Genomic DNA, 1,175 nt, shown 5'->3' with positions numbered 1-1,175 from the left:
TGCCACTACCCCATCAGTCGGTGCGGTAATGGTATGTTCGATTTTCATTGCTTCAATAACAGCGAGTGGCTCACCTTTTTTGACTGTGTCGCCGACTTCTACTTTAAATGCCACTACCTGACCTGGCATTGGTGACTTTAAGCTGCCGACCGCTGCAGACTCTTCGCCCACGTGCGCCATGATATCGATCAGCGTAATCTCGTCACGACCGCTGTCGGTGAACACATAAACGATCTCATTATGTACCCAACTTTGAGCGCTAATACGTGCGCCATCAATCCATAAAGTATGATTATGTGCGTCGCTGCTGGCATAACTCACATCACTCTCATAAATACTTTCTGTCTGAGCGGCTACATTAACATTATTTTGAGTATCGTTACTTGCGATCTCTTTTTCAATAATCAATGTAAAGCTGCTGGTATTTTCAGCACCCTTTTTGCTGTCAGAATAATGTGCATTGTGCCAATTGCTAATACGAGCGCTATAAGATTGCTCATCATAACCCAAGCTAAACGATCTTGTATAATCGTTATAAGCACGAAAACCAGTAGGCTTACTAAATGGATCTGCATCTGTACCTTGGGCAGCGCCTTCACTGGCAAGCTGCTGCGTAATAGCAGTCACAACCAGCGTCGATAACTCAAGCGGATGCTGATTAAACAACTCATCATGCTCACGTTCAATCAACGCAGTATCAAGATTGGCTTTACTAAATGACTCAGTATTAAGAATATAACGCAAAAACGCCACATTCGTCGGTAAACCAACGATGCGCGTTTGTCCCAGTGCTCGATCGAGTTTCGCCAATGCTTGCTCGCGCGTTGGCGCATGAACGATAAGCTTTGCAATCATAGAGTCGTAAAACGGGCTGATTACATCACCTTCGCGTACACCATCATCGATGCGCACGCCTGCGCTGTCATTATTAATTATAAAGGTACTATGTTCAGGCTTTTGATAGGTAAATAAAGTACCTGTCGCTGGTAAGAAGTCATTGTCAGGATTTTCAGCACAGATACGCGCTTCAATCGCATGACCATTGATCGCAAGCTCATCTTGCGTTTTTGGTAATGGCTGACCTGCCGCGACCAAGAGTTGCCATTCAACCAAGTCTACACCAGTAATGGCCTCACTGACTGGATGCTCAACTTGCAGACGGGTGTTCATCTCCA

At 45.3% G+C, this 1,175-nt stretch carries 1 protein-coding gene; it reads right to left on the bottom strand.

The window, feature by feature from the left end:
• A partial coding sequence (locus tag ACS8FD_RS15735) for a biotin/lipoyl-containing protein (protein ID WP_439276536.1) occupies positions 1-1,175 on the bottom strand: 1,175 nt, incomplete at both ends.

The organism is Psychrobacter sp. 1U2 (genome assembly GCF_051847575.1).
The sequence above is the reverse complement of the archived record's forward strand: the minus strand, read 5'-3'. Positions and strand labels throughout refer to the sequence as shown.